The organism is Acinetobacter sp. BMW17, from assembly GCF_001592855.1.
GTDB lineage: Bacteria > Pseudomonadota > Gammaproteobacteria > Pseudomonadales > Moraxellaceae > Acinetobacter > Acinetobacter johnsonii.
Window position 1 is genome coordinate 1 of record NZ_LSOD01000042.1, and the last position, 8637, is coordinate 8637.

Below are 8637 nucleotides of genomic sequence, written 5' to 3' on the forward strand. Positions count from 1 at the left end.
CTATAATCACCTTGTGTACGCTTAACTCTTTGTTCTCGTTCATGTTCCATAAAATAAGCCTCTTAAAGGTGTAAACTTATTTCAGGACGGGACATATTTAAAATTCAAAAAGCCCATGGATTGGATGGGCTTTTTACTATTTGAAGCATCTTTCATCATCTACTTTAAGCTTGCACATTTTCTCTGAGCCACTACTCAGATGCACTATTACTGATGGTTGCGCTTCAAGTCTACAGGTGAGAGAGCTTAGCCTCGAATTAGTATGAATTGTTTAACGTCTGTTCTTCTTCATCATAGCGCCCAAAACGTCATAGAAATGATGAACCAACTCCCTGCTTACATCTCGCTAGATTGTTTTTTCATTCATATAACGCCAATAGCGTTTAGGAACATATTGCACATGTAGTTTGATATTTGCTCTTGCCTCGATGTTGATACTTTTAAAATAATCTTTCCATAACTGGTCATACAGCAGCTCATCATCATCTAATTCAACACTAAAGGACTGACTGTGTCCGACTTTGTGTGCATGATCAATTTGATCTACATCCATTTCTACCTGATGCACAGCTGTCAAATCATAATAAATTCCAAAATTTATTCTTTCATCATAAATCAACCATCTTTGATCTTGATATCGGTTTCTAAAATGCCGTTCTATCAACGGTAAAACATTAAAATCTGGCTGTACCAGACTTAAAAACAATCCATCCTTACATTTTTTAAAGCGAACAAAAGCTTCCATACGATGCTTTTCCCTGCCCACTTGTTTGGCCCAGTGCGAAACAGCCAATACATCCGTATGCGCATAGTTACGATCTACCGCATGTGTATTTTTAAATACATAGATACAGAAATTAAAAAGATGTTGATGTGCCTGTTCCTGCTCAGACAGAAAGCAATAATAAAAAGATCGTAGACTTTCAGCCGTAATTTTTTGCTTTAACCCTCGCCAAACTCGCTCTGCGTGTTCGTCATTTGAAGCAACCTCAATACACTCATCAAACAAGCTGGCTTGGGAATTGTTAGATGCAAGCTTGACGTCAAAATCTTTAAACTGAAAGCTTCTATATACACAACTCAGTAGTCCAGTCATGGTTCGATCAAAACGATATATCGACATACTAAAAACCGAAGCCCAGTTGAGGCGAAAGCTGTTTTTGATATTTGGGTTGCCCCGATTGCAAAATATGCTGCCGAATCTGGTTCGCTTGTTGTTGTTCTTTTTTAAACTTTGGCGTATCTGCACAGCGAATAAAATGCTGTGCCCGATTGTAAGCAATGCCCATACGCTTTAGTTGATCGATATGAATTTGCCCAAAACGACGAGCTTGCACAATTTTTTTAGCCGATTGAACACCTATACCCGGAACACGTAAAATCATACGATAGTCTGCATGTTGAATATCAACAGGAAAATGCTCAGGGTTACGTAATGCCCAACTTAGCTTCGGGTCGATGTCCAAATCTAAATTCGGATGCTGATCATTCACAATTTCCTGCGCATCAAAACCATAGAAACGCATGAGCCAATCCGACTGGTACAGCCGATTTTCTCTTAATAATGGCGGAGCAGAACCCACAACAGGAAGCATTTTTTCCTGCTCATTGATTGGAATATAGCCTGAAAAATACACTCGTTTGAGCTGATACACTTTGTAATGATGATCTGCCATTAAAATAATATCTTTGTCTGTTTCTTGATGTGCGCCCACCACCATTTGGGTGGTTTGTCCCGCGGGTACAAACTTCGGCACATGCTGAATCACACGCCGCTCATCCGTCAACTGAATTAAGCGATCGCGTACAATGCCTAAGTCCTTTTGTACTTCTGCATGTGATTTCTCAGGTGCAAACTGTTTTAAACCAACTTCCGTTGGCATTTCCAAGTTAATACTCATGCGGTCTACATATAAGCCCGCCTCGGTAATAATTTCTTGGGAGGCACCTGGTATCGTTTTTAGGTGAATATAACCATTAAAGTTCTCTTCAAGGCGTAACTTTTTCACCACTTGTAGCATTCGCTCCATCGTGAAATCAGCTGATTTAAAAATACCTGAACTGAGAAATAAACCTTCAATATAATTGCGGCGGTAAAAGTTGATGGTTAAATCCACCACTTCTTGTACAGTAAAAGCGGCTCGCTTGACATCGTTAGAGCGTCTAGAAACACAGTACGAACAATCAAAAATACAGACATTTGAAAATAGAATTTTAAGTAATGAAACACAACGACCATCTTCTGTATAACTATGACAGATACCGTTTCCTGTATTTCCCAAACCTTGATTGTTGTTTTTACGATTGCTACCACTGGACGAACAGGACACGTCATATTTAGCTGCATCAGCTAGAATCAGTAGCTTTTCACGGATACGATCGGTCATGACGATCCTCGGTAAAATCTAAAATAAAAGTATAAAAAATTTCAGACTAAAAGCATTGCCAATACACCTACCCAACGACATGGCTTGTCGCTAAAAACCGAAAAATAAACGTGATTGCTTTAGATATTTTTCGAGAAAATACTGAATATTATTTGCCAATTTTGCAGTGCTTGGGCAAAGTGTCTATATGTAAAAGGAGCAAGTACATGTCTTTATTATTAGAACGTCTTGAAATTAAACATCCTATCTTCCTTGCACCGATGGCTGGTGTTTCTACACCAGAGCTTGCGGCGGAGGTTTCAAATCAAGGCGGGCTAGGCTCACTTGGATTAGGCGCAAACACAGCAGAGGCCGCACGTACTCAAATTTTAAAAACCCAAGCACTAACTGAACAACCTTTTCAAGTTAATTTTTTCTGTCATCAAAGCGTTGAACTTGATCCAACTGTCGCACAAACATGGATTGATTTTGTAAGACCTCATTTTGAACAATACGATACAGAACCACCTACTCAACTGCACGGTATTTATCCTAGCTTTTTGGACAATGATGACTTTTTAAATGTTGTACTTGAAACTTGCCCTAAAGCTGTCAGTTTTCACTTCGGTATTCCGCATCTGCACCAAATACAGGCGCTAAAAGACGCTGGCATTTTAACCATGGTTTCTGCAACCAACTTAGCGGAAGCACAGACCATTGAAGCAGCAGGAATTGATTTTATTATTGCTCAAGGCATAGAAGCAGGTGGACACCGCGGGATTTTTAATGAACATTTTGATAGTGCAATACGTACGGTCGACCTCGTACAATTACTGACGCAGCACTGTCGGTGCCCGATTATTGCTGCGGGTGGCATTATGAATGGTACACAGGCTCAGCAGATGTTAAGCCTCGGCGCGAGTGCGGTACAGTTGGGGACAGCTTTCGTACAATGCAAAACATCAAATGCCAATGATGCCTACCGTCATGCACTTTTCCATGAGCACATCACACAAATAAGTGCCAGTATTTCAGGTCGCCCTGCTCGCGGTTTACTCGGTCACTGGCATACCCAGATTGATCTGCCGAACCGCCCTGCTGTTGCTGCTTATCCGTACTGTTATGACCTTGGAAAACAATTACATGCCGCAGCAAGTAAACAAGGCGATCAAAGCTTTGGTGCATTTTGGGCAGGCACTAATGTTTCTCAAATTCGTGCCATGGAAGCACCTGACTTAATTAACCAACTGTTGGTTGAAATGCAACAAGTCAGTTATTAAGTCTCATTATTCACTCAAAGCTCCATACGTGGAGCTTTATTTATTTGGTTTCCAATAAATTGACCTGTTCAACTTGTACGTCATTCATGGTTTCACCATGAATAAGTAATTGGTTAAAGTAGTCCGCGACCACTTTAAATTGTTCAGTTGTACTTTCCACTTTGTACATGTTCTGGCGAAACTCATTACTTGAACGTAAACCTTTGGTGTACCAAGCAATATGTTTACGTGCAATTCGGCAGCCGGAATATTCCCCGTAAAATGTGTACAGTTCAGCAAGATGTCCAAGTAGAACTTCTTTTACTTCTTGAATACTTGGTGCAGCCAAATGTTCACCTGTCTCCAAATAATGTGCGATTTCACGAAAAATCCATGGACGCCCTTGCGCAGCGCGACCAATCATAATTGCATCTGCACCGGTATAATCGAGTACATATTTGGCTTTTTCTGGACTATCAATATCCCCATTGGCAACCACTGGTATACGAATGAGTTGTTTAACCTCTTTAATTAAATCATAACGAGCCGTGTTCAAATACATGTCTTCACGAGTACGCCCATGCAACGCCAACGCAGCAATACCCGCCTCTTCCGCACGTTTCGCTACATGCAAGATATTTTCATGACCATTCAAAAAACCCAAACGAGTTTTAAGTGTTACAGGTACATCAACTGCAGCCACAACTTGATCCAATATTCGAGCCACCAAGTCTTCATCTTTTAAAAGTGCGGAACCCGCCAGCTTATTACAGACTTTCTTGGCAGGACACCCCATATTAATGTCCACAATTTGAGCACCATTTGAGACCTGATATCGTGCAGCTTCCGCTAACTCTTTGGGATCTGATCCTGCAATTTGTGCTGAAATAGGCGCCAATTCACCATCAAAATTAGCACGATATAAGCTTTTTTTACTCATCCGTAACGTTTGGTCTGATGTCATCATTTCACTGACAGCATGCCCTGCACCAAAGTATTTGCACAGAGACCTAAATGGACGGTCAGTTACGCCTGCCATCGGAGCCACAATCAAATTATTTGACAGTTGATACGGACCAATATACATATGAATTCATCACTTTTTCGACCGGCACAGTATACTGCATCTGATCTTTCGGCTCATCTTTTATCATGTGTTCTGTGACTATGAAATACTCATAATATAAAAAAGCCAGACGAATCTAAAAGGCAACCATATGATAGCCTCTAAATCACATCATTTTTTAAAAAGCATACTTTTTAAGACATTATCTTTGAAAATGAAGTGGTGAATCAATGCCGCACTGGCATGTAAACCCACGAGTGCAATAAAGAGATTCCCTAAAAATTGATGCGCATCTGCAATATAGTCACTCCCCCAAACAGTGCTCAAAAGCGGTAAACTTAACGATAAAACTTGGAAATTATCAGTAAAACTCGATAATGTCATCCAACCCACAATTGGAACAATACATAGGCTTAAGTAAAGGAAAAATCTGACCATTTTAAATAACATTATCTGGTAAGAATTAATTATTTCAGTTTTAGGAATACTTTTTCTATACAGAAAAATAAAACTCAATCTTAAGAAAAATAAAATAAATATTAAAATCCCGCCTGCAACATGAATCTGGCCTTTCCAGTCTGTTATTGTGGGATCACCTGCAGTCAGATACACCAGTCCGACTAAAACAAAGGTAATCCAATGCATGATTATTATAGGTTTTGGATAGTTATTCTTCATCGCTTTTCCTAAGTTTTAAATATTTTTATAAAACGGATCTGTTAAAAAAAGCTTAAACGAAAAATGTAAAGAAAAATAGAATGCTCAGCTTTTTTATTCAGGCTAGGCTTTACTTAAACTTTAAAAATCAGTTACCTGCCTATCCGCCATTTCCAACTTATTGTAAATTTAAGTGTTTTTAAGCATAACATCCTTTATCTCTTCAGATATTCCTTACATCCTTTGTAAATTTCTGGTTGAACATTTGTGCTACATCAACTTTTCTGATCACAATATTCTGCTATCTTTAATTTATTATTATATCCGTAGCAATAGCCCTAATATCTTTTAGAGCGTTCATAAATTCATCGATAATTGAATCTTCCACTACATGACAAACGTCACAATATAATTAATTTTATAGGTTATTGATTATATTGTATAAATCATAAACCAGCATTATTCATTAATTTAAAGTCTAATTTATGATATTAATAAGAACAGGGAAAACAATAAAGAAACATAGTGATTCACTCCAATATGCCTCAATATTCTGAACACAAAAAATTAACAGCGACTGAATTAAATAGTTTAATGGCTATGGCTATTCAGCAATCATTTAATGCGATCGTCATTACAGATGCATGCTTTGAGAACAATGGCCCACACATCCTTTTCTGCAATCCGGCATTTTGTGAAATGACAGGTTATAGCGAAGAAGAGTTAATTGGACAATCGCCTCGTATCTTGCAAGGGCCTGAGACAGATCTAACCGTGATTCAGGAATTAAAAGATTGCATATCTCAAGGACTATTTTTCCATAACAATACGATTAATTATCGCAAAGATAAAACACCGTACGATGTAGAGTGGAACATCTCCCCGATTAAAAATGAGACAGGTAAAATCACCCATTTTGTATCCGTTCAACGAGATATCACGGAAAAAAACGAAAGTCTTAAATATCAAGCGATGCTGGTTGCAGCGATCAATACAACACCCGATACGATAGTGATCACGGATGATCAAACTAAAATTAAATTTATGAATCATGCCGCAGAGGAACTCTCTGGCTACACCCTAGCAGATTTAAAAGATGAACCTATCACAAAATTATATCCACATGATCAAAAGCTGATAGAACTACAAAAAATAAAAAATCAGAATATTGAAAATAAAGACCACGTATATGAAAAGCATTTCTTAGAGCTCGTTTCATCCCCTCTAAAAGACCGTAATGGCACAATTACACACAATGTGAGTATCGGTAGAAATATTAATCATCATATCGAGATCAAGAGTCAACTTGAAGAGTGGGCCAATTACGACAGTTTGACGAGCATTTTTAATCGTCGCTATGGTGAACATCTTCTAGATACCATTCAAAAAGACATGTGCAATGAAGATAACTCTTGCTGCGTGTTATTGGCTGATATCGATTACTTTAAAACCATTAATGATACTCATGGTCATGCATTAGGAGATAAGGTCTTACAACAAGTCATGCATGAGCTCTCCAAAAATTTGCGTAGCAAGGACACTCTCATTCGTTGGGGAGGAGACGAAATATTAATCGTATTACCAAGTATCAAACTAGATTCAGCTTTGAAAATGGCTGATCGACTACGCACAGTCATTGAATCTTGTAAGTTTCCGATGATTGAAGAAGTAACTATGTCCTTTGGAGTAGTGACTTGGAAAAGGAAAGAGCTTAAAACAAGTGTTCTACGAAGAGCAGACGAGCAATTATATCTTGCTAAAGCAAATGGACGTAACTGTATATTTCCACACTCAGTACCTTAAGCTAAAATCTATTTAAAGCGATAAGTTACCCCAGTTAAAATTTTCTAAACTCGATATTAAAAATCTAGATACTAAAAAGTCGCATTTTCTAACCTTGATTAAAAAATGCGTCTTCATACATTTTAAAATTTATAATTTAACGCAACTACAGCAGACCTACCGTCTCCCATATAGCCAGTTTTGTAGTTTGCAATGATGCGGGTGTAGTACTGCTCATCAAATAAATTATTAATATTTAGCGACACACGGGTTTTCTCATTAAGATCATAAGCACCATACAAACTTGCTACAACATAATCTTTTTGTTCCGCTTTTATTAGGTTAGGCTGAGCTCGTGTTCCCATATTGATATAATCATAGCTTGAACCATACCAATTTAGACTCCCGCCAACTCTCAATCCAGAAAGATCACCACTAAACTGGTAGTTTGTATTGAATTTAGCTGTCTGCTTTGGATTTGCGGTATTAATTTGTTCGCCTTTCGCATCCTCTGTGTCATTGTATGCATATCCAAATGTAAGCGTCCATGCATCCGTAAGTTGACCTAATGCTTCAACTTCAAAGCCTTTCGTTTTAGCACCTTTCACAGCTCTATAACGCGCTTCAATGCCATTTAATCCAGTCCCAGCGATTTGTTCAGCGACATTGTCTTTTTGAGCATAGAAAACTGCCGCATTGACGTCTAGCCGATCATCAAAGAAACTGTTTTTTAAACCTAGCTCTGTATTACTGCCCGTAACAGGATCCAAGAAATTATCATTGGCATCTAAACTCGACTGTGGTTTAAAGATTTCGGTATAACTTGCATAAATAGTGCTAGTTGGAAAAACGTTATACGTAGCAGCTACATAAGGCACAAAAATACTAGATTGCTTTTGCTTTGAAGTTGTACTGATGAGTTGGCCTTGATTGAAGTTATGGGTTTTAGTCTCCCAGTCAGATATACGTCCACCAGTGAAAATCTTGAACTGGTCTGCGAGGTTCCATCGTGTATTAATAAAAGTTCCAAACATTTTGGTGTCTGTTGTTTTGTCTACACCCGTTCTTTCTGGTTTGAAATCAGGAGATGCATTTCCGTAGAAATGTTCAATATCATTAATTGTATTTCCTGCTGAGTAAGTAGGGTAAGTGAGTCCATATTCATTTGCTTCTCTATCCCAACCATTAAAACCAAAGACCACTTGATGTTCTCGGTTAAATAAGTCGAATAGTCCATTGACTGTTAAATCATATGTATTTTGATTCAAATCCCCTTCAGATGCCCAATGTGAATAACTTAAACCCGTGCCATCTTTGTTTAAATTTCCATTGTATGCATATGATGTTTTAGCAAATGCATCCAGATCCTGTCGACTGAATGAAAGTTTAGCCTTCCATCTGTCATTAAAATTATGGGTGGTGTTTCAAAAAGTATGCTGGCGTTAAACGAATCCGTTATTAAGGTAAAAGAAAGTCAAATCAAAGGCTTTAAAATGATTTTCGAGCT

Annotated in this window: 6 protein-coding genes and 1 pseudogene; 2 read left to right on the top strand and 5 right to left on the bottom strand. The window is 38.2% G+C overall.

The annotated features are described in order from the left end of the window. Positions 1–346 precede the first annotated feature (346 nt). Positions 347–1123, bottom strand: coding sequence for a TIGR03915 family putative DNA repair protein (locus tag AXW61_RS13695; RefSeq protein ID WP_062034743.1), 777 nt, complete (start codon positions 1121–1123; stop codon positions 347–349). A 1-nt stretch (position 1124) separates the two neighbouring features. Next, the gene (locus tag AXW61_RS13700) at positions 1125–2387 is read right to left on the bottom strand and encodes a putative DNA modification/repair radical SAM protein (protein WP_062034744.1); all 1263 of its coding nucleotides are present in this window, start codon (positions 2385–2387) and stop codon (positions 1125–1127) included. 206 nt (positions 2388–2593) lie between these two features. On the opposite strand from AXW61_RS13700, the gene AXW61_RS13705 reads away from it, so the two are divergent. Continuing rightward, positions 2594–3646: a nitronate monooxygenase gene (locus AXW61_RS13705; protein WP_062034745.1), complete on the top strand. Its 1053-nt coding sequence runs from the start codon at positions 2594–2596 to the stop codon at positions 3644–3646. A 40-nt stretch (positions 3647–3686) separates the two neighbouring features. On the opposite strand, the gene dusB is transcribed toward AXW61_RS13705, so the two are convergent. Both dusB and AXW61_RS13715 read right to left on the bottom strand, forming a co-directional pair. Continuing rightward, entirely contained in the window at positions 3687–4712 is a 1026-nt protein-coding gene (gene dusB, locus AXW61_RS13710) for a tRNA dihydrouridine synthase DusB (RefSeq protein WP_062034746.1), read from the bottom strand. Positions 4713–4862: 150 nt separating this feature from the next. Then, entirely contained in the window at positions 4863–5369 is a 507-nt protein-coding gene (locus AXW61_RS13715) for a cytochrome b/b6 domain-containing protein (protein ID WP_062034747.1), read from the bottom strand. Positions 5370–5888: 519 nt separating this feature from the next. On the opposite strand from AXW61_RS13715, the gene AXW61_RS13720 reads away from it, so the two are divergent. Further along, on the top strand, positions 5889–7151 hold the full coding sequence (locus AXW61_RS13720; protein ID WP_062034748.1) for a sensor domain-containing diguanylate cyclase: 1263 nt from the start codon (positions 5889–5891) through the stop codon (positions 7149–7151). Between the two features lie 122 nt (positions 7152–7273). Here the strand turns inward: AXW61_RS13720 and AXW61_RS13725 are convergent. After that, positions 7274–8536: pseudogene (locus tag AXW61_RS13725) on the bottom strand (TonB-dependent receptor); the annotation flags it as partial. Positions 8537–8637 lie beyond the last annotated feature (101 nt).